Annotated in this window: 17 protein-coding genes, 1 tRNA gene and 1 other RNA gene; 1 reads left to right on the top strand and 18 read right to left on the bottom strand. The window is 65.3% G+C overall.

Translation table 11 applies throughout. The features are described 5' to 3' along the window. Window positions 1–81: 81 nt before the first annotated feature. Window positions 82–2,655, bottom strand: a complete 2,574-nt coding sequence (locus tag Q0D52_RS03250) for an ATP-dependent Clp protease ATP-binding subunit (protein ID WP_294361860.1) — start codon at window positions 2,653–2,655, stop codon at window positions 82–84. 327 nt (window positions 2,656–2,982) lie between these two features. Here Q0D52_RS03250 and Q0D52_RS03245 point away from each other — a divergent pair, with 327 nt between their 5' ends. Further along, the gene (locus Q0D52_RS03245; protein WP_294380098.1) at window positions 2,983–4,137 is read left to right on the top strand and encodes an AI-2E family transporter; all 1,155 of its coding nucleotides are present in this window, start codon (window positions 2,983–2,985) and stop codon (window positions 4,135–4,137) included. 242 nt (window positions 4,138–4,379) lie between these two features. Here the strand turns inward: Q0D52_RS03245 and lysS are convergent, their stop codons facing one another. From lysS to Q0D52_RS03160, 17 genes are all read right to left on the bottom strand, one after another. Further along, a complete protein-coding gene (gene lysS, locus Q0D52_RS03240) occupies window positions 4,380–6,323 on the bottom strand; it encodes a lysine--tRNA ligase (RefSeq protein WP_294380096.1) in 1,944 nt (647 codons plus the stop codon). A gap of 195 nt (window positions 6,324–6,518) precedes the next feature. Further along, window positions 6,519–6,986 carry a transcription elongation factor GreA gene (gene greA, locus Q0D52_RS03235; RefSeq protein WP_042434763.1) on the bottom strand — a complete coding sequence of 156 codons (468 nt, stop codon included), beginning with the start codon at window positions 6,984–6,986 and terminating at the stop codon, window positions 6,519–6,521. Between the two features lie 88 nt (window positions 6,987–7,074). After that, the gene (tatA, locus tag Q0D52_RS03230; RefSeq protein WP_294380094.1) at window positions 7,075–7,311 is read right to left on the bottom strand and encodes a twin-arginine translocase TatA/TatE family subunit; all 237 of its coding nucleotides are present in this window, start codon (window positions 7,309–7,311) and stop codon (window positions 7,075–7,077) included. 186 nt (window positions 7,312–7,497) lie between these two features. After that, window positions 7,498–7,574 (bottom strand) — tRNA-Pro (locus Q0D52_RS03225). Between the two features lie 87 nt (window positions 7,575–7,661). After that, window positions 7,662–8,834: a 4Fe-4S binding protein gene (locus Q0D52_RS03220; protein ID WP_294380092.1), complete on the bottom strand. Its 1,173-nt coding sequence runs from the start codon at window positions 8,832–8,834 to the stop codon at window positions 7,662–7,664. A 131-nt stretch (window positions 8,835–8,965) separates the two neighbouring features. Then, on the bottom strand, window positions 8,966–10,309 hold the full coding sequence (gene mobB / locus Q0D52_RS03215) for a molybdopterin-guanine dinucleotide biosynthesis protein B (RefSeq protein WP_294380090.1): 1,344 nt from the start codon (window positions 10,307–10,309) through the stop codon (window positions 8,966–8,968). 364 nt (window positions 10,310–10,673) lie between these two features. Then, entirely contained in the window at window positions 10,674–11,933 is a 1,260-nt protein-coding gene (locus Q0D52_RS03210) for an IS30 family transposase (RefSeq protein WP_294380088.1), read from the bottom strand. Window positions 11,934–12,337: 404 nt separating this feature from the next. Beyond that, complete coding sequence (recR, locus tag Q0D52_RS03205) at window positions 12,338–12,934, bottom strand: recombination mediator RecR (protein WP_294380086.1); 597 nt, start codon at window positions 12,932–12,934, stop codon at window positions 12,338–12,340. 12 nt (window positions 12,935–12,946) lie between these two features. Next, entirely contained in the window at window positions 12,947–13,291 is a 345-nt protein-coding gene (locus Q0D52_RS03200; protein WP_294161585.1) for a YbaB/EbfC family nucleoid-associated protein, read from the bottom strand. 75 nt (window positions 13,292–13,366) lie between these two features. Then, entirely contained in the window at window positions 13,367–15,859 is a 2,493-nt protein-coding gene (gene dnaX, locus Q0D52_RS03195) for a DNA polymerase III subunit gamma/tau (RefSeq protein ID WP_294380084.1), read from the bottom strand. 215 nt (window positions 15,860–16,074) lie between these two features. After that, window positions 16,075–16,734, bottom strand: coding sequence for a VTT domain-containing protein (locus Q0D52_RS03190; protein ID WP_294360528.1), 660 nt, complete (start codon window positions 16,732–16,734; stop codon window positions 16,075–16,077). Window positions 16,735–16,815: 81 nt separating this feature from the next. Further along, an RNA gene (gene ffs, locus Q0D52_RS03185) (signal recognition particle sRNA small type) lies at window positions 16,816–16,911 on the bottom strand. A gap of 90 nt (window positions 16,912–17,001) precedes the next feature. Next, window positions 17,002–17,640 (bottom strand): TetR/AcrR family transcriptional regulator, encoded by a 639-nt coding sequence (locus Q0D52_RS03180; protein WP_294380082.1) that lies wholly within the window; start codon window positions 17,638–17,640, stop codon window positions 17,002–17,004. Between the two features lie 304 nt (window positions 17,641–17,944). After that, on the bottom strand, window positions 17,945–19,243 hold the full coding sequence (locus tag Q0D52_RS03175; protein ID WP_294380080.1) for a class I SAM-dependent rRNA methyltransferase: 1,299 nt from the start codon (window positions 19,241–19,243) through the stop codon (window positions 17,945–17,947). Window positions 19,244–19,402: 159 nt separating this feature from the next. Continuing rightward, complete coding sequence (aspS, locus tag Q0D52_RS03170) at window positions 19,403–21,190, bottom strand: aspartate--tRNA ligase (RefSeq protein ID WP_294380077.1); 1,788 nt, start codon at window positions 21,188–21,190, stop codon at window positions 19,403–19,405. Window positions 21,191–21,348: 158 nt separating this feature from the next. After that, complete coding sequence (hisS, locus tag Q0D52_RS03165) at window positions 21,349–22,716, bottom strand: histidine--tRNA ligase (protein WP_294380075.1); 1,368 nt, start codon at window positions 22,714–22,716, stop codon at window positions 21,349–21,351. Window positions 22,717–22,898: 182 nt separating this feature from the next. Next, window positions 22,899–25,679: a hypothetical protein gene (locus Q0D52_RS03160; protein WP_294380073.1), complete on the bottom strand. Its 2,781-nt coding sequence runs from the start codon at window positions 25,677–25,679 to the stop codon at window positions 22,899–22,901. Window positions 25,680–25,902: the final 223 nt, after the last annotated feature.

Raw genomic sequence — 25,902 nt, 5'->3', positions numbered from 1 at the left:
CGGTACGGGCTGCATGGAAAAAGTGCGCGAGGCATGTGAACCCGCCGGCCCACACGGAGCGCAGCGGGAGCAACCCGAACCCTAGTCCGCAGCGCCGCCGCTTGCCGATCCGCCCGAGCCGGAGACGCCGGCATGGCCCAGATCGAAGTTCGTGAGCAGAAGCTCGGCATCGCGCGCGATGCTGTCGTGCTTGCGCGGTGCGGGAATGGAGCCCGTACCGGGAACGAACGCAAGGCTTTCGCCGTCCTCGGAAACGTTGGCCTGGATGACCGAGCCGGACGTCCACTTGCCTTCGAGCAGCTCCTCGGACAGCGGGTCCTCCAGCAGGCGCTGGATGGCGCGACGCAGCGGGCGGGCGCCGTAGGCGGCGTCGGTGCCTTCCTTCGCAATGAGCTTGTAAGCGTCATCGGTGAGGTTGATGGTCATGTTCTGGGCGATCAGGCGCTCGCGCAGGTCGGCCACCATGAGCTTGGCGATCTCGACGATCTGCTCCTGCGTCAGGGACTTGAACACGATGATCTCGTCGATACGGTTCAAGAACTCGGGCCTGAACAGCTTCTTCACCTCGCCCATGACGCGGGACTTGATCTCCTTGTCGGAAAGGCCGGCCTTGCCCTCGGGGCTGAAGCCGAGCGTGGTGGGCGCGGAGATCTCGCGAGCGCCGACGTTGGACGTCATGATGATGACCGTGTTGCGGAAATCGACCGTGCGGCCCTGGGCGTCGGTCAGACGGCCTTCCTCCAGGATCTGCAGCAGGATGTTGAACACATCGGGATGCGCCTTCTCGATCTCGTCGAACAGCACCACCGAATACGGGCGCTGACGCACAGCCTTCGTGAGCTGGCCGCCCTCGTCGAAGCCCACATAGCCCGGAGGCGAGCCGACCAGACGGCTGACGGAGTGCTTCTCCATGTACTCGGACATGTCGAAGCTGATAAGCGCGTCCTCGGAGCTGAACAGGAACTCGGCGAGCGCCTTGGACAGCTCGGTCTTACCCACGCCCGACGGGCCCAGGAAGATGAAACTGCCGGCGGGGCGCTTGGGGTCCTTCAAACCGGCGCGGCTGCGGCGGATGGCCTTCGACAGCGCGGTCACGGCCTCTTCCTGGCCGATGACGCGCTCGTGCAGCACGCCCTCCATGCGCAGCAGCTTCTCGGTTTCGGCCTCGGTGAGGTTGGACACGGGCACGCCGGTGGTCATGGAGACGACGTCGGCGATGTCCTGAGCCGTTACCTGATGCACCGACTTCTGGGAATCCTCGGCCCACTTCTTCTCGGCGGCGGCGCGCTCGTCTTTGACCGCCGATTCCTCATCGCGCAGCTTGGCGGCGCGCTCGAAGTCCTGCTCGGCGATGGCCTTGTCCTTATCGGAGCGGATCTGGCGCAGCTTGTCGTCCATCTCGCGCAGCTCGTCGGGCAAGGTCATGTTGCGGATGCGCATGCGGGCGCCGGCCTCGTCCATGACGTCGATGGCCTTGTCGGGCAGGAAACGGTCCTGGATATAACGGTCCGACAGCGTGACGGCTGCCTGAAGCGCCTCGTCGGTGAAATGCACCTGATGATGGGCCTCGTAGCGATCGCGCAGGCCCTCCATGATGCGCAGCGCCTGCTCCTCGTTGGGTTCACCGACCGTGATGGGCTGGAAACGGCGCTCGAGGGCGCTGTCCTTCTCCAGATGCTTGCGGTATTCGTCGATGGTGGTGGCGCCGATGACCTGGATCTCGCCGCGCGACAGCGGCGGCTTGAGGATGGCAGCGGCGTCGATGGAGCCCTCGGCCGAGCCCGCGCCGATGAGCGTGTGCATCTCGTCGATGAACAAGATGATGTCGCCGGCGTCCTTGACCTCCTTGATGCACTTCTTCAAGCGGTCCTCGAACTCGCCGCGGTACTTGCTGCCGGCCACAAGGGCGGACACGTCGAGCGTGAGCAGGCGCTTGCCGCGCAGGATGTCGGGAACCTGGTTGGACACGATGAGCTGCGCCAAGCCCTCGGCGACGGCGGTCTTGCCAACGCCGGGCTCGCCGATGAGCAGCGGGTTGTTCTTCTGGCGGCGGGAGAGGATCTGCATGACGCGCTCGATCTCGCCGGCGCGGCCGATGACCGGATCGAGCTTGCCGTCGCGCGCCTTCTGCGTAAGGTCGGTGCCGAACTCCTTCAGGGCGCTGTCGGGCACGGTGCCGGCCGCCTCGAAGGGATTGCGGCCCGCGTACACGGGGCTTTGACCCACCAAGTCGTTGAGCGCGGTGCGGACATCGTCGCCCTTCACGCCCAGGCGCGAGAGCACATCGAGGGCCGTGCCCTCGTTCTCGCGCACGATGCCGAGCAGCAGATGCTCGGTGGAGATATAGCTCTGCCCCATCTGCATGGCCTCGCGCAGGCTGTTCTCGAGCACGCGCTTGACGCGCGGGGTGAACGAAAGATGGCCGGACACGTCGGCACCCTCGTCGATGGAGGCGACCTCGCGAACGCCCTTCACCACGGCGTCGTAGGCAACGCCCAAGCGCTCGAGCGCCTGGGCGGCAAGGCCGTCCTTTTCCTGGATGAGGCCCAGCAGGATATGCTCGGTGCCCACATAGGGCTGATGCAGGGCGCGTGCCTCGTCCTGGGCCAAGACGAGCACCTTGCGCGCCTTGTCCGTGAACTTCTCAAATGACATGAAGCCTCGATTCTCGCGGCATAAGATTATGGTCTCGGTTGTTCATGTTAGCACTCCCGTCAAGGGACTGCTAAGCCGTTAACGTATCGTATACATAATAGAGTAGCCCCGCCCTGCGCAACGCTCGGCGCCGTCGTTACGTGCAATCCGCACACACCTGAAGCGCTGTTCGACCCCTTTTGCCCCTTTTCTCCCAAACAGCGCAAGCGGTTCTTCACGAAAGGTCGACAAGCGCGCAAGCACGGCGCCTTGACCGCCTCGCACGCTTATACTGATAGGCAAACGCGCCACCGGCGCGGACCATCCCCCTTCAACCGACAGGACCACATGAACAGGCACACCATACGTTACGCCCTTATCCTTGTCGCCGCCCTTGCCGTGGCGGCGCTGGTCGTCGCACGGTTCGACGGCCTATGCTCCATCCTCTCGACGGTCTGGGCCGCGCTTGAGCCCTTGGCCATCGGCGCGGTGCTGGCATACCTGCTCAACTTCATAGCGGCGGCGCTCGAGTCACGGTGGTTTCGGCGCTCGAACAGCACGCTTGTAGCGAAAACGCGCCGCCCCGTCTGCGTCATCCTGGCCATCGCCGCCGTCACCTTGGCGCTTGCGGCGCTGACCACGTTCGTGGGCGGCGAGTTCAAATCCGTAGGCGCCGCCATCATCACCGGCGTTTCGGAAGCCGCCGCCATGGCGTCGCAGGCCATCGCGAACCTTCCCGGCGCGCAGGCCATCCCGATTTTGGACAACGCCACCTGGAACTCCATCGGGCAAAAGGCCCTGGACGCCATGGGCGGCACCGACCAGGCGCTGCGCATCGTGGCGCAGACCAGCGGAGAAGTGGCGCATCTGACGCTTTCGATCTTGCTGGGCATGGTGTTCGCGCTGTACCTGCTGCTCGACAAGGACCGCGTGCACGCCGGCGCTATGCGCGCCGCCAGCTTCATCCCCGGCGAGGACCTGCGCCGCCGCGTGCTGCACGCGTGCAGCATCACCAACGACTGCTTCTCGCGCTTCATCCGCGGGCAATGCATCGAAGCGGTCATCCTAGGCGCGCTGTGCGCTATCGGCGGCACCATCCTGCAGTTCCCCTATGCGGCATCCATCGGCCTCATCGTGGGCGTGTCGTCGCTCATCCCGTTCGCCGGTGCGTGGATCGGCGGCATCATGGGCGCGGCCATGATCTTGTCGCAAGACCCTATGCAGGCCCTGCAGTTCATCGTGTTTTTGGTGATCCTCCAGCAAATCGAGGGGCACCTCATCTACCCGAACGTGGTTGGACAGTCGGTAGGCCTGCCGAGCATCTGGGTGTTCGTCGCCGTGATCGCAGGCGGTTCGCTGTTCGGCCTTCTAGGCGTGCTTTTGGGCGTGCCCGTCATCTCCACGCTCCGAACGCTTGCCATGGAGCACTTCGCGCAAGTTGACGCCGAAAAAGATGGCGAAGAGGAAAGCGACGCAGCTATTCAACCCACAACGACGGCATAGCGCCATCCGCAACGGGACGATCCCCGAACGTGGCGCCCGACTATAGTTCCGAGGGGGGCAAAATGCCTCCCCCCTTAGTTGCGTGCGCACGGTATTTTCGAGATGGTCGGATGCTCCGCGATCTAATATGCACCGAGGTCTCGAGCGAACGGAAACCGATCGCCCATCCCCTATCGAACGAAGAAGGTCCGCCTGGGTTGACCCAGGCGGACCTTCTTGCAATCACCGTATTAAGTTGCCGTTTAGTACAGCTTGGCGCCTGCCGGGATGCGATCGGAGACCATGAGTAGGTTCAGACGCTCCTCGGTGGTGTCGTCGTCGACCTTCTCCTCGTGCACGGCCGACAGCAGCATGCCGCAAGAGGCGATGCCCATCATCTTACGCGGCGGCAAATTGGTGATGGCGACGAGCGTGCGGCCCACCAACTCCTCCGGCTCATAATACGCGTGGATGCCGGACAGGATGGTGCGGTCCTCGCCGGTGCCGTCATCGAGCGTGAACTGCAGCAGCTTCTTGCTCTTCGGCACGGCAACGCAGTCCTTGACCTTCACGGCGCGGAAGTCGGACTTGCTGAACGTGTCGAAGTCCACCTCGTCGGCGAACAGCGGCTCGACGACCACCTTGGAGAAGTCGATGGGCTCCTCGGCGGGCTGCTCGACCGGAGCGGCCGGGCGTGCGGCGGGCTTGGCGCCGGCAGGGGCCTCGTCGCGCATGTGCGGGAACAGCAGCACGTCGCGGATGGTCGGCGAATCGGTGAGCAGCATGGTCAGACGGTCGATGCCAATGCCCACGCCGCCTGCCGGGGGCATGCCGTACTCGAGCGCGCGGATGTAGTCGGCGTCATAGCCCATAGCCTCGTCATCGCCCATATCCTTGGCCTCGACCTGCGCACGGAAGCGCTCGGCCTGGTCAACCGGGTCGTTGAGCTCGTTGAAGGCGTTGGCGTACTCGTGGCCGCAGATGAACAGCTCAAAGCGCTCGGTGAGCTCGGGGTTGTTCGGCAGCTTCTTGGCCAGCGGGGAGATCTCCAGCGGATGCTCGGTGACGAACACGGGCTGGATGAGCTTCTCCTCGGCAACGGCCTCGAAGATCTCGGAGATGAGCTTGCCCTTGCCCCATGCGTCCTCGGCGCGTCCGCCGTTCTTCTCCAGGATGGCCACCAGGTCCTCACGGCTACGGTCGAAGGACACCTCTTCGCCGGCATAGCGCGTTGCCAAGCCGCACATGGTCTCACGCGGCCACTGGCCGGACAGGTCGATGTCGACGCCCTGATAGCTGACCCGAAGCGTGCCGCAGGCGGCTTCGGCAGCCGCCTTGATGAAGCCCTCGGTAAGGTCCATCATGCCGTTGAGGTCGGAGAAGGCCTGGTATGCCTCCATGGTGGTGAACTCGGGGTTGTGGTACGGGTCCATGCCCTCGTTGCGGAACTGGCGGCCGATTTCGAACACCTTCTCGAAACCGCCTACCAACAGGCGCTTGAGCGGCAGCTCGGTGGCGATGCGCAGGAAGTAGTCGCGATCGAGCGCGTTGAAGTGCGTGACGAACGGCTTTGCGTTCGCGCCGCCCAGGATGGGGTGCAGAAACGGCGTTTCCACCTCGTAGAAGCCCTGGTCCTCCATGTAGCGGCGGATGGCCGCCACGATCTTGAAGCGCTTCTCGAAGACTTGCTTGACCTCGGGGTTCATGACCAGGTCGACGTAGCGCTGGCGATAACGCGTCTCCTTGTCCGCCAGGCCGTGGAACTTCTCGGGCAACGGGCGGATGGACTTGCTGAGCAGCTCGAAAGACGAAACGGCAACGGAGAGCTGGCCGCGGCGCGTGCGCATCATAGCGCCCTCGACGCCGATCCAGTCGCCCACATCAAGGTCCTTCAGGCGGCCGAAGGCCTCTTCGCCCAGCTCGTTGATGCGGCAGAACAGCTGCATGTCGCCCGTGGCGTCGCGCAGGCCCAAAAAGGCGATCTTGCCCTGGACGCGCTTGGACATGATGCGGCCGGCAACCTTGACGCGGTCATCGGTGGAATCCCCGTCCTCCAGGTGCGCGTAGAGCTCCTCGAGCTCGGCCAGATGGTGGCTGTAGTTAAACGCATGGCCATAGGGGTTCTGACCAGCATCGAGCATGGCCTGGCGCTTGGCCTTGCGCACCTCGATGGGGTCGTCTTCAATAACTTCAGGGGTATTGCTCATGGTTGTTCCTTTTCTGCAGTGAAGGAAGCGGGGTAATTGGAAGAGTCAGCGAGGGGCGTTGCGGTGCGTCGCATAGCCCCGCCGCGCACCCAAGCGTACTTCGGTACGCGCCGTGGTGCGCACAAGGGGCTAGGCGGCGTGCCGCAACGCCCCGCAGCGTCGGCCCATTCCGCCGTTCGTCAGAACGGCGGAATCTTAGTGCTCGATGTTGACGATCTTCATCTTGATGACGCGGCCGGTCGGACCGGTGGTCTCGATCTCGTCGCCCTTCTTGTGGGCCAGCAGCGCGGCGCCCACCGGGGACTCGTTGGAGATCTTGCCGGCGTGGCTGTCGGCCTCGGCAGCGCCCACGATGGTGAACACGCGCTCACGGCCGCCCATGTCGACGGTGACGGTGGAGCCGATGTGCACGGAGTTGGAGCGCTTCGGGGTTGCCACGACGGTAGCCTCGCCCAGGATGCGGGTGATCTCGGCGATGCGAGCCTCCAGCATGCCCTGCTCGTTTTTCGCGTCGTCGTACTCGGAGTTCTCAGAGATGTCGCCGAACTCGCGCGCAACCTTGATGCGCTCGCCCACCTCGGCGCGCTTCTCGGTTTCCAGATAGTGCAGCTCCTCTTCGAGCTGCTGCTTGCCCTCGGGGGTAAGGATGTAGTTGTCAGCCATGTTGTTCACCTATCTATACGAAAAAAGCGGTATGCGCCGGACCGCAGCCCGTTGCGCATACCGCGTACCAACCTTGTGAAGCTACGATCTACTCGCTCTTCTTGCGGGCAGCGGTGGTCTTCTTCTTGGCGGCGTCCTCGTCGTCTTCCTCGACCTCGTCGGCCTCTTCCTCGGCCTTCTTGGAATCGCCCATGCCCTCGCGCAGGTTCTTCACGGTCTTGCCCAGGGCGCTACCGAGTTTTGGCAGATTTTTCGGGCCGAAGATAAGCAGGATCACCACGAGGATGATCAGAAGCTCAGGCACGCCCATTCCCAGAAATTTCATGTGTCCTCCAAGTACTCGTCCCAGCCCGGGCATCGGGCCGTGAAATGCAACGCCGCGTACTTTAGCATAACCGCAGCGCAGCGGCGCACCTTCGATGAAAAGCACACGCGCTGAAGCGGTGTCCCGATGAATATGCGCGCTTGCACGAAAAAGGCCCGGTGCGAACACCGAGCCTTGACCATGCAATGGTCGGGATGACAGGATTTGAACCTGCGGCCTCTGCGTCCCGAACGCAGCGCTCTACCAAGCTGAGCCACATCCCGATTGCTGCTTTCGCAGCGGGGAATATATTAGCATAACCATCCGGCATCTGCGACGACTTTTTTCGAAATTTGTCACCACATGCGCGACTACCGCTTGAAACTCGACAAGATTCCCAGTCTGGCCTGGGGTTTCGGCAGATAGATGAAACGCGGCTCGAAGTCGAAGAGCTCGGCGGTGCGCACCGTTGGGCTTACCGTGATGCACTTCTTCATACACGCATCCACGCACAACCCGCACTGCACGCATTCGGCGCAGGAGAACTCGAGGAAGCTGCCGCCGTCGGGCGTGCCGTCGGCGTTAGGGCTAGGCTTGATGGTGGATTTGCTGAGCGCTCCCGTAGGGCAGAACACCGCGCACATGCCGCAGGAATTGCATGCGGAGGCGTCGATCTCCACCCTGCCGAACAGGCGCGTCTCGACCTGCTCGACGGCAGGTTCCCCCAAACGGTCCATGGCATCGAGCACCTGGCTGCGGCGCCGTTCCTGGAACTGGGGCAGCGTGCCCGATGCGCCCGCCCCCAGCTGTTCGCGAAGCGTGGCGTCCTTGGCCTGCATGCCGAGGTTTTTGCGAATGACCATCTCGGCGGTCTTGCCCGCCGCACTTGCCGTCCAGGAGGTTGCGCTGGTGAAAAAGCCGCGGCGCGCCTCGCCGAGCAGGCTGTTCGCATTCTTGAGCGCCAGCCCTTCGGGAAACTCCGACGCGCGCGAAACTATCGCCGACGCTCCCTGCGCTTGCATCAGACTGTTCGCCGAGGCGATGGTTTCGTCCACGCCAGGGGAAGTTGCCCTGAACCTGCAGGTTTTGCAGCACCCGTCCACCAGCACGATGTCCTTGGCGCCGACCGCCGCCAAGCCGAGCAGCACGCTTTCGTCGACGCGCGCCAGGCAGGGCACCTCGGCGAACCTGTGCGGGTCCGCCAGGCCCTTCGAGGCGATGCGGGCGCACGCGACGACCGCGCGCCCGTCAAGGGCCGCCATGGCCTCGGCGGCCGCCTGCTCAAGCGCCTCGTCGGCCGGGCGCACGGGAATCAGCGCCTCGGTGGGGCACACCACCGTGCAGGCGCCGCACGCCACGCAGGCCCTATGATTGACGCTGAGCACGTTGTTATGCACGCTGATGGCGTCGGCCGGGCAGGCATCGATGCACTTGCGGCACGAAGCGTTGCGGTTTCGCACGGCCACACAGCGCTTCGATGCCGGAATGATGGCCTTATCCTCAAGCTCCTCGGCCACTTCTATGATGTCTGCGATATTCGGCATTCGCTTTCCCCCTTGTTGACTTCCACGCGCTTATGCCGCGGCGAAGATTAGCGCATCACCACCGCGCGCGACGGATTCGCGTCATAATCTGCGCGAAATCGGCGCGGGTCGGACGCGCGCTTCACATGGCGTTACTCGCACTCGATGCGATCTTGTATGATGCGCTCGAGCGCCGCCAGCTCTTCGGGCGTGTTCGCGTTCATGAAGCACCCGCCCATGGGTTCTGCCGCGAGCACCTTCCTTTGCGGGAATTCGCACACGTTAACCTGGTTGAAGAACACCTGGGCGCGCTTCTCCCCCTCATTGAGCGCCTCGCGCACGGCCGGCAGGCAGCCCATGCGGCGATAGATGGCATGAAACGGCTCGAAGCCGTGCTTGTTGACAGGCACCACGGCGTCCGCCCCCGTCCTGGTCATCTCGAGCGCTTCGGCGACCACGAGCGACGGCGACGCGAGCACCATGTCGCAGGCCACGACGGCCACATACGGGTTGCGGGCGCAGCGAAGGGCCGTGTAAAGGCCCGGCAGCGCGCCACGCTCCTTGATGAGGTCGGTTTGGAAGCGGATGCCCAGCTCAGGATACTGCTCTTGAAGAAACGCAAGCTCGTTCGGCTCGTTGGTGGTGATGATGAGCTCGTCGGCCACCGGCGAGAGCCTCTCGACAAGGCGGCAGATGAGCGGCCGGCCGCAGAACGGGACCGTGGCCTTGCTGCGACCCATGCGGCGGCTCTCGCCGCCAGCTTGGATGACGATCGAGACGCGCGGGCGCACGAAGTGCGCTTCCACATAATCCGCCAACCCCGCCACATCGTTGATATCGAAAGCCGGGATGCCGTAGATTTTGGCGGCTTGTGCCGCCATGGGGATATCGGTGACCACCGCGACGGTCGCCGCCGTGGGCATCTTATTGGAGATGTCGTCATGGTCGGGATAGGTGCACGCGAGACGATCTTCCTCGTCCTTGCCCAAAGGTTGCGCCACGGGATGGTCGTCAGGATGGACGTCTGCCGCATGGGGCATGCCCCCGCGTCCGAACTGGGTGAAATCCGTTCCCAACGCCCAACCCTTGCGGGCGCCTTCGGCGAACACCTCGGCGGTTCGGGCATCGGCCTTGTTGCCGGCGCGCATGATCTCGATGGTGGGCAGGCCGCTTTTGCGATAGCCCTCGACGATCACGACGTCATGACCGGGCATGCTCGCCACGATATCGCTGCACTCCGCTTCCCCATCGGTGGTTTTGATCCGCGCCATCTGGCCGGGAGCCGCGATAACCGTCTCGCTGGCGCCGGCGTGGCGATGCCGCCACGAATCTTTCCCGGGAATGTCGATATCGAACCCCACATGGCTGTGATGCTTGACGCTGCCCACGTCCAAACCACGGCCGACCAGCTCGGCGATGAGCTTCTCGATAAGGGTTGTTTTTCCTGAGTTATGGCGCCCGACGATGGAGACCGCGGGACTTGGGAACTTGATCATGCGCATATCCTTTCGTGCGGAAAGTATAGCACGGCCCCCTTCGACACACGTCCTGCGTTCATGACCGGGCCTTCGGCCCTCGCCTCCGGAAAGGAATTCTCGAACTCAGCCGGACGTGTGCGGTTGAGTTGGTTGATTTTCATTGTTAGCCGGACACTTGCGGCGTAAACGGGGTTTTCGCAGTTAGCCGGACGGGCGCTCGCGCTCCCGTCCCGCGTCTTCCCGGGCCGATATGGCTCGGACCGCGGCGAAACGGGGTGTTCGGCTGAGTTCGGGGCATGGCTCCGCCGGCCCGTCCGGGTCGGTTTTCGGACTCATCCGGACGGGCTGGAGGGCCTTGCCTATTCGGTTTTCCCGGTTGCCGCTACGGCACCAGGGGCCTCTCGCCGCGCCCGCGTCGGGCGGCCTCGATCGCCTCGAGCGTCATGTCCAGCTTCTCGTAGGCGACCTTCTCGACCCCCAGCGCGTCGAGCAGCTCGCGGCCGTCGCCGCCGAGCGCCGCCAGCAGCATGTCGATGGCGCACATGCCGCCCAGGGACGGCCTGGGCTCGGAGTTGAGCTGCGACATCAGCACGGCGCAGTCGCGCCCTGTGAGCCGGTCGAAGCTTATCCCTCGCCCCTTGGGCAATATCTTGCGCAGCTCGACGTGGTTGCGCTCGCAGCTGCCCTTCTGCTGGGACTGGCGCACGTCGCAGTAGTGCACCGAGCAGCGCTTGGCCGCAGGGTCGAGCGCGGAGCGCTCGATGCCCTCGCAGTCGGCGAACTCGGCGCCGTTGTCGGTCAGGAGAAGGGAGAACAGCCTTCGGAACGCTCTCGGCGCCGCCTTTTCCAGCATGTCGAGCGCCGATCCGGTCGACGCCGCCGTCTTGTCGGGCATCGCCAGCGCGAGCTGGAACCTGAACGCCCTCAGGTACAATGTGAGCAGGCACCGTCGGTCGGATTTGAGCCCTATCACGGTGTCCATCTCGCAGGCGGCGGCGCGCTCCTCCTCGGGAAGCCCCATGAAGGCGGCGAAGGAGCGCGCCTCGCCGTGCGCCGTCTGCCTGGGCGGCTTGGCGCGAGAGCGCGGCTTGTATCCGCGCCTGCGCCGCAGCTCCAGGCTGCTCATCCCGGCGTAGCCGCGCTCTATCCACCTGTATATGGTCGACGCCGACGCCCCGACCTCGGCCCCCCTGGCCAGCGCGATCTGCTCGGGCGACAGCCCGCGCGCGACGTCGTACCTGATCAGCCCCATGGCGCGCTCGAACTCGGCCTCGCCCCGGTCGACGCCCATGCGCGACTCGCGCAGCTCGGCGTCGGCGAGCGCCTGCGCCCTTGCGGCCGAGTACTCGCACCTCCATCTCCTCGAGCAGTGGTATCGGCGGAACCTGCACCCGTTGCAGCAGCGCGGCCATTCCAGGAGCTTGGGGCAGGCGTCCTCGGGGGCCTTCGCGGCGCGGCCGCCCTTGTTCGGCCCGCGGCACACCGTGCGGTTGCGCGCCACCTCGTCGGCGATTGTCGAGGGCGACCGTCCCAGCTCGCGGGCCATCTGCCTGCACGGCTTGCGCTTGTCCAGGCCCCTCTCGATCGCGATCCGGTCGGCCTTGTCCAGCCTGCGGTAGGGCTTCGGCGCGTTTTTCCTCATGCTCTTTCCTTTCTCTCGGGAGGGCCTTCGGCCCTCGCCTCCAGAAAGGAATTCTCGAACTCAGCCGGACGTGTGCGGTTGAGTTCGAGAACAAATGCAAAGTGTTTGGATGAGGTTGCGAATCAAGCTCGATACGCTGCATCCAAGGAAGCGCCTATGATTGATAGGATTTATTGATATTCCGTGAAGCGATTGCTATAATGATTTTGCTTTTTTCGATAGCTTCGGCTTCGTAAAAAGGAAAAGGAGGGATTCCGTTTTTTGGAGGGGGCGGAATCCCTTTTTCTGCGCCCGCGTTATATCGCAGGGCAAAACACGAGGGTCTCGCAGCCGATCGCCGCGAGACCCTCGTTCGTTTTCGGAAGCTTACGCCGCCTTGATAATGCGTCCGGCGAAGACCGCGTTCACAGGACGCGCCTGGCTTCCAGCGCCCTGCCAAGCGTCACCTCGTCGGCGAACTCCAGGTCGCCTCCCACGGGCAGGCCGCTGGCAAGACGCGTGACCTTGATGCCCAAGGGCTTGATCAGGCGCGCCAGGTAAGCTGCCGTGGTCTCCCCTTCCACGTTGGGGTTGGTTGCCAGCACCACCTCCTGGATGTCCTCGCTGCCCAGGCGTTGCATCAGCTGGGGAATGCGAAGATCATCAGGGCCGATGCCGTCCATGGGCGACAAGGCGCCTCCCAGCACGTGGTACACGCCTTGAAACACGGCGGTGCGTTCGATGGGCGGGATGTCGCGCGGCTCGCTAACCACGCACAGCAGCTGCTGGTTACGGCTGGTCGAACGGCAGATCTCGCATAGGTCTTCCTCGGCGTAGTTGAAACAACGGCTGCAGAAATGCACCGTGTCCTTCACCTCCACGATGGCCTGCGCCAAGCGCAGCGCGGTGGCGCGGTCGGAATTCAAGATCCAGTAAGCCATGCGCTGCGCCGATTTCGGGCCCACGCCGGGAAGGCGCTCGAGCTCGTCAAGCAGCTTTTGGATTGCGGGAGCCGATTGCACGGAACCGCTTCCCTACATCAGGCCAGGGATGCTCATACCGCCCGTTGCGGCGTTGATACGCTGGGCGCCCAGGTCGGCCACGCCGCGCAGCGCCTCGTTGACGGCCGCAGTGATCATGTCCTGCAGCATCTCCACGTCCTCGGGGTCGACCGCCTCGGGATCGATGGTCAGGCTGACCAGGCTGTTGTCGCCCTGAGCGACCGCCTTGACCATGCCGCCGCCGGCGGAGGCCTCGAAGGTCATGTCCTTGATCTCCTCCTGCGCGCGGGCAAGCTCTGCCTGCATCTTCTGAGCCTGCTTCATCATGGCGCCCATGTTGCCCATGCCGCCGCCGGGGAATCCGCCTTTACGTCCCATATCGTTTCCTGTTCTAATCGCGAATGTACGGGTTTCAAACCATTGCATTGTACCGGGCATACGCCCGGATGTGCGCTATTCCTTGACTTCTTCGAACGTCACGCCGCCACCGAAGCCCGCTTGCAGCACCGCCTGCAGCTCGTCGGGGGTTTGCGGAGCTCCCTCGCAGGAAGGCGCCGGCTGGGCCGGGAAGGGAGCGCCGGCAGGTTGTGCGGACGCTGCGGGGTGCGCAGCGGGACCGGCCGGTGCCGGAGCAGGCGCGGGCGCGGAAGCCGGTTGGACCGGTGCTGCAGAAGCCGCCTGGGCCGGAGCCGCGGGGGCCGGCTGAGCCGGGAAAGGCACGGCGGCAGGCTGCGCGGAGGCCACGGGGCGCTGCGCGGGCTGAGACTGCGGCATGCCCGCCTGAGGGGGCGCCGGGCGTTGCGCCGTCACAGGAACTGCCTGCGGGCGCGCCGCCGGGCGGGGCGCCCCCGCACCGGCAGGATGCGGCTGCGCGGCGCGGGCGGGACCGGCCGGCGCGTTGAGAAGCTCGTCATCGGGCGTGGGAGCGTCCATGTCTCCGTAAGGGACCTGATCGTCCTCCCACGGCGGCATGTCCGCTGCAGCCCGTTGCGGGCGCTGCGGCACCGCGGGGGCCGGTGCTGCTGCGGGTGCAGCAGGGCGCTGCTGGGCCATAGGCGCGGGCGCGGCCGGACGCTGCTGAGCCGCCGGCATCTGACGTTGCGCAGGCTGGGCCTGCGGTTGCGGGCGGGAAGGAGCCGGCTGCGCGGGCATCTGCGCCGCAGAACGCACCTGCGCTAGCTGCGGGCGGGAGGGCGCGGGGGTCGCCGCGGCGACGGGGGCCGCTCCCGCCTGCTGATACGCGAACGGCACCGCCTGGCCCGCACACGACTGCGCCAGTGCCTCGGCCACCGCCGTCTGCACGTCCGGCTTCTGAACGGCCTTGAACGCGAAGGCGTTCTCCTTGGGGAACTCGATGGCGAGCATGCCCGTCTGCGCGTTCCACACGGCCTTCGTGCCCAAGAACAACACGCCGTAGGCGGCCTTCTTGCGCTTGAGCTCGGCAAGCGCCGCCTGCCACATGCGCTGCAGCGCCGCGGGGTTTTCCATGGTGGCCGCCAGCTGCGGGTTCGCACCGCCCGCTACGGGTACGGCGGGAGCAGGCGTAGCTGCCGGGGCCGACGGAGCGGGTGCCGGAGCCGGAGCCGCCGAGGCAACGGGCGCGGCGGGAGCGGGCGCGGCAGCAGGACGTTCGGCGACAGCCGGACGAGGAGCCGCCTGCGGTGCAGCCGCCGGAGCCGCAACCGACGCAGGGTTTGCGGGAGCCGCAACCGACGCGGGTGCGGGGGCCGGAGCCGCAGGTGCGGGAGCCGAAACGGGCGCTGCCGGGACGGCATGCATCGCAGCTGCCGCCGGGACCACGGCAACCCCGGAGCGCTCCAAGGCCTCGACGCGCTCCGCGAGCGCGGCAAGCGTCAGGTCGCCTTCCGGCCGAACCATGCGCGTACAGCCGATCTCGAACGACAGGCGCGGGTTGGTGGAGGTTTTCAGCTCGGCCATGACGTCGCCGAGCACCTGCAGCATGCGCGCCAGGCGATCGGTACCGAACAGGGGCAGTTCATCGGCAAGCTGACGGCGCTCCGACGCGCTGACGTCAAGCGCCACATCGGTACCCGCCAGGCTCATCACATACAGGTTGCGCACGTGCTGGGCAAGCTCGCGCGCGAACTGCGCCAGGTCGGAGCCCGATTCGACGAACTCCGCCACCCAGTTGAAGCATGCTGCGGCATCGCGCTTCCCCAGCGCCTGAACGATGTTGGCCAGATCGCCGGAGTCCACGCCGCCGAGCATGCGTTCGGCAACCGCCAGCGTGACCTTGCCCTCGCCGAACGCGATGGTCTGCTCGAGCGAGGTGAGCGCGTTGCGCATGCCGCCGCCGGCATGGTGCGCGATCAGATCGAGCGCATCGCCTTCGAACTCCACGCCCTCGGCCACGCACACCGCGCCCAGGCGCGAGACGATGGACTCGTTGGATATACGGCGGAAATCGAAGCGCTGACAACGCGAATGGATGGTCTCCGGCACTTTCTGCGGGTCGGTGGTGGCCAGGATGAACACCACGTGATCGGGAGGTTCCTCCAGCGTTTTGAGCAGCGCGTTGAACGCTGCGATGGACAGCATGTGGACCTCGTCGATGATGTAGACCTTGTAGCGGCCGCGCGTGGGCGCGAACTGCACGCGGTTGATGATCTCCTCGCGCACGTTCTCCACGCCCGTACGGCTTGCCGCGTCGAGCTCGTAGACGTCGGGGTGCACGCCCTCGGCGATCATCTGGCAATCCTCGCAGGTGCCGTCCGGGTCGGGCGTGGGGCCCTTTTCGCACAGCAGTGCTTTCGCAAGAAGGCGTGCCGTGGTGGTTTTACCCGTGCCGCGCGGGCCGCAGAACAGGTAGGCGTGGCTGACCTTGTCCTGCTCGATGGCGTTCTTGATGGTGCGCTCGATCTGCTCCTGCCCCACCACGTCCTCGAAGATCTGCGGACGGTATTTGCGGTACAGCGCCTCTGCCATATGGTTGCTCCTTGCCCTGCGTGCGGATATGCGAAAGCCCGGGAAACCCGGGCGTTGTGGTCTTGCCTCCATTATACGGGCATCCCATTGCGGCCGCGCGCCAGACGCCGCCGAACACGAAAAACGCCCGGAGCCTGCAAGCCCCGGGCGCATCACAGCGCATCCTGCAACGGATGCGCCGCCGAAGATTCCCGCGAATAGGCGCGAATGCCGCGCTACGCCTTCTTCTTGCGACCGCTCAAAGCCGCCTTCACCGCGCCGATGACCGCCGGCGCGACCGACACGGCCACGATACCGAGCACGATGACCTCGAAGTGCTCCTGCACGAACGGCACGCCGCCGAAGAAATAGCCCACCAGCACGAACAAGCTGACCCAGGAGATGCCGCCGATGGCGTTGAACATCGTGAACTTCGCGAAGTTCATATGCCCGGTGCCGGCGATGAACGGGGCGAACGTGCGGAAGAAGGGCATGAAGCGCGTGATGACGATGGTAAGCCCGCCGTACTTCTCGAAGAAGCTATCGAGCTTGGCCATGCGCTCGGGCGTGAGCGCCTTGACCTTGCCGGAGTCGATGATGCGATTGCCGAAGAAGCGCGCGATCCAGTAGTTCGAGGTGTTGCCTAAGATGGCCGCGGCGTAGAACACCAGCAGCGTGGCGCCCAGGTGCAGCCCGCCTCCATCGGCCGAGAAGACGCCGGCCGCGAACAACAGCGAATCGCCGGGAAGGAACGGGAAGAACACCAGGCCCGTTTCCACGAACACTATCAAGAACAGCGGCGTGTACACCCACACCGCGCCCAGCGTGATGATCCATCCGGCAATAGCGCCGCGCGGGTCGCTTAACAGGTTGAGGAAGAAATCGATGATACCCATATTCGCCTTTCCGATGCCGTTTCGCCCCGGTTTGCACGCATCCGAGGTGCGGCCCTTCTGTTTTTGGGCGCAAAAAGAGCATCCTATATGGGACAGGGCGCTCGTCAGAGGCCCCTTATGGCTGCTTCCTCCCGGACCTGACCAGGTTCGGAACTTGGCGCCGCCCCGACCCATATAAGATGCTCGTTTCGACTTGGGTTAGTATACCGGCGCCCTGCTCCCGCTGCGGGCGCAGGGCGCAAGCGCTACCAAATGTACACAGGCGCTTTACGCCGGCTTTACGCTGGGCAGCACCCCGTTGAGGCCGTCGAACAAACATGCGCTGGTCACCCCGGCAAGGCTTTCGAGCGGGATCTCAGAGTCGGTGATAAGCCAGCGACGATATACCGCCACCAGGCCCGCGCAGAAAAACGACACGATGTAGGGCACGTACGGATCGTCGCGGCGCAGGCCGAGCACATTGTCCTCCATGAGCACATCGACCAGGCTTGCCTCAAGACGGTCGAGCACATCTTGCAGCGACACATGCTGCAGCACCCGCTTGCTGCGCGTCACATCGGGAGCCAACGCCAAGCTGATGCTCTCGAACAGCTTGCTGACGTCAAGCCCCTTGTCACCATCCGAGTGTAGGGCGTCACGGCAGCTGGCAACGATGTTCTCGGCTTCGTCGCGGATGATCTCGTCCACCAGATCGCTAACCGAGCGATAGTGCAGGTAGAACGTTTTGCGGTCGATATCGGCCTCGCGTGCCACGGAGGCGATGGTGATCTTGTGGTAGTCCTGGTTCTCCATCAGCTTGAAGAACGCCTCGCGGATGGCCTTGCGAGTACGCACCACGCGGCGATCGGTGGACCTGCGCAGGTCTTTTGCCGTCGTTTCGCCTTTCGGCGCAGTTGAGTCTGACACCTTACACCCCTCGTTTCCTGGTTACTCGCCGGCAGCCGGCGGCCCTTGTTCGTCTTCGCGTGATCGCCGCAGCGACAGCTTCACGCGTTAATCAACATTAGACCATTATATGGATACTTATCCTCGTTCGTTACAAAACGGGCAATTGCAGAATACCAGAATCCCACCGCATTTGGGGAGTGTAGATTACTACCCATCTGCAGAATTATCTAAATAAGCTGTCCGAGACGGCTAGGCACGAGTCGCGGCCGGTTTTTACGCGATGACGAAAAACGGGCGCAGCATCACGCTGCGCCCGTTTGCGTTACACCACCTGGAAGATGAAGAACTTCAGGTAGTCGGTTTCGGGGACGCCCCAGACGATGGGATGGTCGGGCGCCTGCTGGCGCTCCTCGATCTGCCGCAGCTGCACGCCCGCATCGTGCGCGGCGCTGGCCACCACATGCTTGAAGCGCTCGGTGTCCATGAAGTGGCTGCAGCTGCAGGTTGCCAGATACCCGCCGCGCGGCAGCAGCTTCATGGCGCGGTAGTTGATCTCCTTGTAGCCGCGCGAGGCGCTTTGGATGGTTTTGCGGCTTTTCGTGAACGCCGGCGGATCGAGCACGATGAAATCGTACGTGCGGTCATGCGCCGCCTCAAGAGCCGGAAGCAGGTCGAACACGTTCGTAGCCGTGAAGTCCATGTGCTTCTCCAGGCCGTTAAGCTGCGCGTTCTTGCGCGCCTGCGCCACGGCGAGCTCGGAGATGTCCACGGCGTTCACGTACGCCGCGCCGCCATGGGCGGCGTTGAGCGCGAAGCTGCCCGTATGCGTGAAGCAGTCGAGCACGTGCTTTCCCGCGGCAAGCTTGGCCACCGCGCGACGGTTGTACTTCTGATCGAGGAAAAAGCCCGTCTTCTGGCCGTTCTCGAAATCCACCTCGTAGCGCACGCCGTTTTCGACGATCTGCGTGGCGGTGGGGCCGAAATCCTCGGTACCCGGCGTGCCCGGCGCCAACGGGTCAAGACCCGATTGCCCGCCTTCGCCGACTGCACCCGCGAACCAGCCTGCCGTGAGCTCAAGGCCCTCCAGTTTGCGGGTTGCCACGTCGTTGCGCTCGTACAGGCCGCGGATGGACACGCCGTCCTCGGCGAGCACCTCGAGCAGCACCGGGAAGATGACCGGCTTGAGCTGCTCCATGCCCACCGACAGCGTTTCGGCCACCAGCACGTCGTTGAAGCGGTCCACCACCAGGCCCGGGAAGCCATCGGCCTCCGAGAACAGCACACGGCAGCAGCTAGCATCTTCGCCCATAACGGTTTTGCGGTATTCCCACGCCCACGCCACCTTGCGCTTCCAGAACGCGCGGTCGAACGCATCGTTGGCGTTGCGCGTGATAAGGCGGATGCGGATCTTGCTGCTCTTCGACAGCAGGCCCGTGCCCAGATACGCCCCCTTGCGGTTCACCACGTCGATGAGGCTGCCGTTGGCAACCTCATCTCCCTGCCCCGGCGCGCCCTCCACGAACAGCACCTCGGCCTCGTACACCCACGGATGCCCCTTGGCCAGCGCATGCTCGCCCTTCGGCGTGATGGTGGCGCGAGGATACGGACGTTGAGCTTTCATGAGGGTCCTTTCGAGGGGATGGATATAAGGATTCGTAGGAGGCGCAAAAGTCAGCGAAGGCCGCTGCGGTGCCCCGGATTCGCGCGAACGCGAAGGCAGGGTGCCGCAGCGGCCCACAGCGTCGAGCAATTGCGCTGGCCTAAAGACCAGCGCAACCTATTACAGCAGTCGCAGGGAGACTTCCTTGAGCTGGCGGCCGGTGACGGCGTTCGGGGCGCCGGTCATGGGGTCGGAAGCGCTGGAGGTCTTCGGGAAGGCGATGACGTCGCGGATGGACTGCTTGCCGGCCAGCAGCATGACCAGGCGATCGAGACCCAGCGCGATGCCGCCATGCGGCGGGGCGCCCAGCTCGAGCGCGTGGATGAGGTGGCCGAACTTCTCCTCCATCTGCTCGTCCTCCACGCCCAGACGGCGAAGCACGCGCTTCTGCAGCTCGGCATTGTGGATACGGATGGAGCCGCCGCCCATCTCGAAGCCGTCCATGACGATGTCATAGGAGTAGCTCGAGCATGCCAGCGGATCGGTCTCGATCTTGTCCCAATCGGCCTCGGGGATCATCGTGAACGGATGATGCTCGGCGGCGTACTTCTTCTCCTCCTCGTCGTACTTGAACATGGGGAAGTCGACGACCCACAGAAGGGCGTGGCCCTCGCGCGGGATGTTCAGGGCCTCGGCCATGTGCAGGCGCAGGGCGGAGAGCACGGCGGAAGCGGTGTCGTAGGTGTCGGCGGCGAACAGTAGCAAGTCGCCCGGCTCGACGCCGGCCGCCTGCTTGATGGCGCCGTGGACCTCGTCGCCGAGGAACTTGATGATGGGGCTCTTGCCCGCAAGCTCGGCGTCGGCGTCGGTGTAGGCGATCCAGGCCATGCCCTTCGCGCCGTTGGCGGCAGCCACGTCGGCCAGCTTCTCGATGTCACCGCGCGACCAATTGCCGGCGCCCTTGGCATTGATGCACTTCACGACGTTGCCCGCCTCGACGGCCTTGGAGAACACGCCGAAGCCGCAGCCGCGCACGATGTCGGTGAGCTCGACGAGCTCCATGCCGAAGCGAACGTCGGGACGGTCGCAGCCGAAGCGGTCCATAGCCTCTTTCCACGGCATGCGCTGCAGCGGGAACTCATGCTGCACGCCCGCGGCGGCCAGGACCTCCTTGAACACGCCTTCCATCAGATCCATGACGTCGGTTTCCTGAACGAAGGACATCTCGATGTCCACCTGCGTGAACTCAGGCTGGCGGTCGGCGCGCAGGTCCTCGTCGCGGAAGCAGCGGGCGATCTGGTAGTAGCGCTCGATGCCGCCGACCATGAGCATCTGCTTGAACTGCTGCGGGGACTGCGGCAGCGCGTAGAACTTGCCCGGGTTCGGACGGGAGGGCACCAGGTAGTCGCGAGCACCCTCGGGCGTGGAGTTGGCCAGAATGGGCGTTTCCACCTCGATGAAGCCGCGCTCGTTCAACGCGGCGCGCATGGCCTGGGCCACGGTGTGGCGCAGGTGCAGGGACTGGTACATCTCCGGACGGCGAAGGTCCATGTAGCGCCACTTCATGCGCGTGGTCTCGTCGGTCTCGATGCCGTCCTCGATGGAGAACGGCGGGGTGACGGATTCATTAAGCACGTTGACCTTGCTGGCCAGCACCTCGATCTCGCCGGTGGCCATGTTCGGGTTCACGGCGTCGGCGCCGCGATCGCGCACCGTGCCGGTGATCTGCAGCGCGTACTCGCGGCCCAGATGCTCGGCCTTGTGGAAGTCCTCCTCGGGCACGCAATCGGGGTCGACGACCACCTGGGTGTAGCCGGTGCGATCGCGCAGGTCACAGAAGATCAACCCGCCGTGATCGCGGTTGTGCCACGCCCAACCGCACAGCGTGACCTCGCGGCCCACGTCGGACTTGCGCAGCTCGCCGCACGTTGCGTCGTGCATGCAAAACTCGTTGATGTAATCCGTCATTCTCTCTTGCTCCTTGCAATGCTTTATGGGCGCCCGGCCGCAAGCGCGGGCCCGGGTTGTTGCTCAAACCTAGTCATTGTACATCACGAAAGGAGCCGGAAACCACACCGGCTTCCAGCTCCTTTGAAAATGCCATGGTCGCACGCGACGCTTGCGGGTTATTCCTCGCCGGCGAACACGTCCTCGATGCTGGCGTGGGCACCGCCGAAGGGCTCACCGCCGAACTGGGCCAGCAGCGTCTTCACCTGATCGAGCTTCACCAGACGCTCGTGATGGGTGGCCATATTGCGCACCTTCGCCTGACCTGCGGCCAGCTCGTCGGGGCCGAGCACGGCGACCAGGCGCGAACCCACCTTGTCGGCCAGTTTGAACTGGCTTTTCAGGCTGCGGTGCTGGTGGTCCATCTCGGCGGTCACGCCCGCATCGCGGCATGCCTGCACCAAGCTGAACGCCTCGGCGCGCACGGAATCGTCAACGCACGCCACGAAGACGTCGCAATGCTGGGCGCTCGGGAACACCTGGCCCGCGGCCTGGATGGCCAGCGCGCAGCGCTCGTAGCCCAACGCGAAGCCGAAGCCCGGCGTGGGGCGTCCGCCCACTTCCTCGCACAGCTTGTCGTAGCGACCGCCGCCGCCGATGGCGTTTTGGCTGCCCATGCCCTGATCGACCTGCACCTCGAACACGGTGCGCGTGTAATAGTCAAGGCCGCGGACCAGCGTGGAGTCCTCGATATAGGAGATACCCGCGCCGTCCAGGTAGGTTTTCACGGCCTGGTAATGCCCGCGGCAGTCATCGCACAGGTAGTCCGAAATCTTCGGAGCACCCTCCATGACCTCGGCGCAGCCGGGGTTCTTGCAGTCGAAGGCGCGCAGCGGGTTGATCTCGGCGCGGCGCATGCACTCCTCGCACATATGATCGGCATGGGCGTTCATGTACTCGCGCACGGCCTCGCGGTACTTCGGGCGGCACTGCTCGCAGCCCATGGAGTTCACCAGCAGGCGCGTGGCGTCCATGGGGACGCCGATGGCGGCGTAGAAGCGCATGAGCATGATGATGCCCTCGGCGTCGACGCTGGGGTCCTCCGCGCCCAAGCACTCGATGCCCACCTGGTTGAACATGCGCTGACGGCCCTTCTGCGGGCGCTCCGCGCGGAACATCGGGCCGGCGTACATGAGCTTGGCCGGAGCCGCGCCCTGCGGCACCAGGTCATGCTGCACCACGGCGCGCACCACGCCCGCGGTGCCCTCGGGGCGTAGGCTCAGACGGCTTTTCGCCTTGATGGCGCCGCCGTCGATGACGCGCTTGAAGTTCTCGCCGGAGATGGCGGTGAACATCTCCTTGGACACCACGTCGGTGGCCTGGCCGATGCCGCGCACGAACAGGTCGGTCTGCTCGAACATCGGCGTTTCGATGGGCTGATAGCCGTAACGGGCGAAGATGCCGAACGCGGTGTCGCGGAAATGCGCCCAGAACTTCGCCTCATCGGGCAGAAGATCGCGCGTTCCCTCCGGGGAGTTGATTGCCATGACGGTTCCTTACTTCCAATAGCTTACGTTCCGATGGTACGGACGATTGAAAACGGTTAACCCTTGCATTGTAGCGCAGACGCCGCCGCCCGGCGGCCCGCCTGCCGCGGCCCCACGCAATCAGCGCGGCGGCGAAGCGGCTGGCGGGCGCGTCGATTGCGCGCAAGCAGGGGCGAACAACCTTACGCGGGCTCGCCGAAGCTGCGCAGCACGCCCATGAGCGCATCGTCGGGGCGATGGCGCAGGCGCGTGGCGAGCAGGCTGCGGGCCACGTTGGCAAGGCCGGCATCGCAGGCGGCGGCAAGGGCCGCGTCGATGACGTCGAGCGTCTCGGACGCGGGCGCGCAAGGGATGCCCTCGGCGGCAAGGGCCGCCTCCACGCCGCCTGCCGGCGGGATGGACGCGCCGGTCTCGGCAACCAGCTCGCGCAGCTCGGCCGTGGCCTGCATGGCGACCGACGGCGACGCCTCGACCGCCTTCAGATAGCACGCCACGCCCGCGTCGGCGCTGCCGCGCTTCCACATCACGTATCCCAGCTGATAGTACATGAGCGCGATATCGGTGGGCTGCAAGGAGACGCGAAGGCCCGCGCGCAGCACGTCGAAGGCGCGGCCCATATCGCCCTGCAGCATATAGGCTCGCCCGAGCACCCGGTAGCCCATGGCGCACGACGGGCCCATGGCCACGGCGGCGCGGCCGTAGCGCAGCGCCTCGTCGGCGCGCTCGAACGAGCGCTCCAGCAGGTGCGTGACCTCAAGGTGGCACAGGTAGAACGAGTCGGGCACCACGCGCACGCGCTTGCCGGCGTCGGCCACGGCGGCGGGAACGGCAACGTCGCCGGATGCCGAACCCGCAGCATCCGCTTCGTCGTCAAGCGGTACCGCCTGCGTTGCACGGGAAACGTTGTACAGCACCCTGGCACCGTAGCTGTCGAACGCGCGGTACACCTCCTGGGAGCCGTCGGCGAAGCCGTCGAGCAGCTGGGCTTCGGCGATGGCGCCGGTGAGCGCCTCCACGGCGGCTGCGGGATCGGTTTCGGCAAGCGCATGCGCGCGTCCGAGCGCCACCAGGCAGCGGTCCTCGCCCAGGAAGCGTCCCACCACCGCGTTCTGGTCGGCGGCGTCGATGGAGCCTTCGGCAAGCGCGGCCATCAGGCGCGTGCAAGCCGAAACGGCGCGCTCATCCTTCGCGTCGAGCGCGGCGGACTGCACCTGGCGCACGGCTGCGATGGCCTCCGTGGCGCTTTGCGCTTCCACAAGCGAATCCGCCAGGCCCTCGGCCATGCGGCGATACGCCGTGTCGTATTCGATATCAAGATCGCGCTCGCACTCCGAGCCCAGGGGCCCTTGCGCCCACACAGGAAGCTCGCCCGCCCGATCGTCGGCGCTCCATGATTCGAACACGGGATGCATGACGCGCTGACGCGGCACCTGGGCATCGGCAACGTCATAACGCGCCCCTGCGGCATCAAGCAGTTCACGGGGGTCACCCGCGATAGCCTGCTTGAAACCGCCGCGCTCGGCATGCAGCACACGATCCAGATCGACTTCGAACAGCGCCGTTTCCCGGGCATCGCGCGGCTGTTCCGATGCGGCGGGCGCGCCCAGCACGGCAGGGACGCCCTGCTTGGGCCCCGCGGCAGGCGCATCTTGCGACGCCTGCGGGTCGGGCAGCGGGAACGCCATCAGCTTCACCTGCGAGATGCCCGGCTCGGTAGCGAACGCATGGTCGGCGAGCAGCAGGCCGACGCGCATGACGTAGGGAAGCGCGGCCCCCTCTTCGCCTTCCGCAAGGCCCGGCACCATGCCCTCCGGCGGCATGGTCAGGCAAAACGCCGCCTGACCGGCGCCGATATCGCCTGCAAGCTCCACGTCCACGCGCACGGGAAGGCGCAGCTGCTCGATAGCCAGCGCCAAACGGCAGCGCACGCCCCATTCGCCGCCCTCGTGCCCGGACGGGGCGGCCTCGGGCATGCCGCCCGCCAAGTCCTGCTCGCCCACCGCGACGAACAGCTGCGTATCGGCTTGACGGCACTCGTCAAGCCCCGCGGCATCGGCGCGATCGCCCATACGCTCGCACAGCAGGATGAAGCGGTTGAGCGCCGCCTCTATCCCCCACAGCTCCTTGTCGGAGATGCCAGTATCCTCCTGGTTGCGAACCAGATAGGCCAGATGCGCGTACTTCGTGGACCGCACCAGACGCACCGCCTCATCGGAGACGCCGCGCTCGTGGATGGCGAACAGCCCGGCCTGCTCGAGGTGCTCCAGCAGAAGCTTAACGGCACCGGGAGCCTCGAGCTGCGGGTCGGAAAGCGCGTGCCGCACCTGCTCGGTCAGCTGGCGCAACGCCTCGAAGGGCTTTTCAGCGCCCAGCCCGTCGAGCACGCCCATGACGCCGCGGCTAGGAACGGCGGGCGCGCCCATGGCAGGCCGGAAGCACAGCGCAAAATATGCGCGGGCCATGAACTCCTTGTAGGTCATGGCCTTGCGTTCATCGAAGCGATACCACGTGTCCGATACCTTATATAGATCCGCCGTTCCCTTATAGGCCGCCACGCAACGCGCCGCATCGCCTTCGCCGTCGTGCACGTACACGTACCCGGCGGTTTTCACCGCGTCCTGAGCGACATCGCTGAATCGCGCGATCTCCATGTCGGGAGTGCGCGCCGGCGGAGCGACCTGCGGCTCGTCGCAGGCGAAAACGCGCCCGTACCTATCCAGGTATGCCACGATACGCATGGCCTGGTCGCTCGGGGAATCGCCCTCAAGATGCACCAGGTACATGCCGCCGCTTTTCGGCTTCGGCCGCATCACGCGGCCGCCCACCACGCCGAACGCCCCGGAAAACCCCGTGTCGCCGGCAAGCGCGGGCACAGCGTTGCGCAGAACCTTGCAACGCACGCCCAACAGCTTCTCGTGCGGCTCAAGCCGCCACAGGCCTTCTTTTCCCGCAACCTTTTGCACGCTGAACCATCCTTTCAAATGCTGGCGAATAGCTTACCAGAGTATGCGAAAAGCCGCCGACCCTCTGGCCGGCGGCTTTTCGCCATCGATAGATGCGTTGCCGAGAACGGGAAGCTGAGAACCGGACGCTTAGGGCTACGTCCCCGAAGCGTCAGGCGTCGCGGCTGCGGGCAGCGGGCCCGAACGCGCCGGGAGCTTTTGAACGGGAAGCGGGCATCTCCGC

It is taken from the genome of uncultured Senegalimassilia sp., from assembly GCF_934630535.1.
Classification (GTDB): domain Bacteria; phylum Actinomycetota; class Coriobacteriia; order Coriobacteriales; family Eggerthellaceae; genus Senegalimassilia.
Note: the sequence above shows the minus strand (reverse complement) of the source record. Positions and strands in the feature narration are given on the sequence as shown.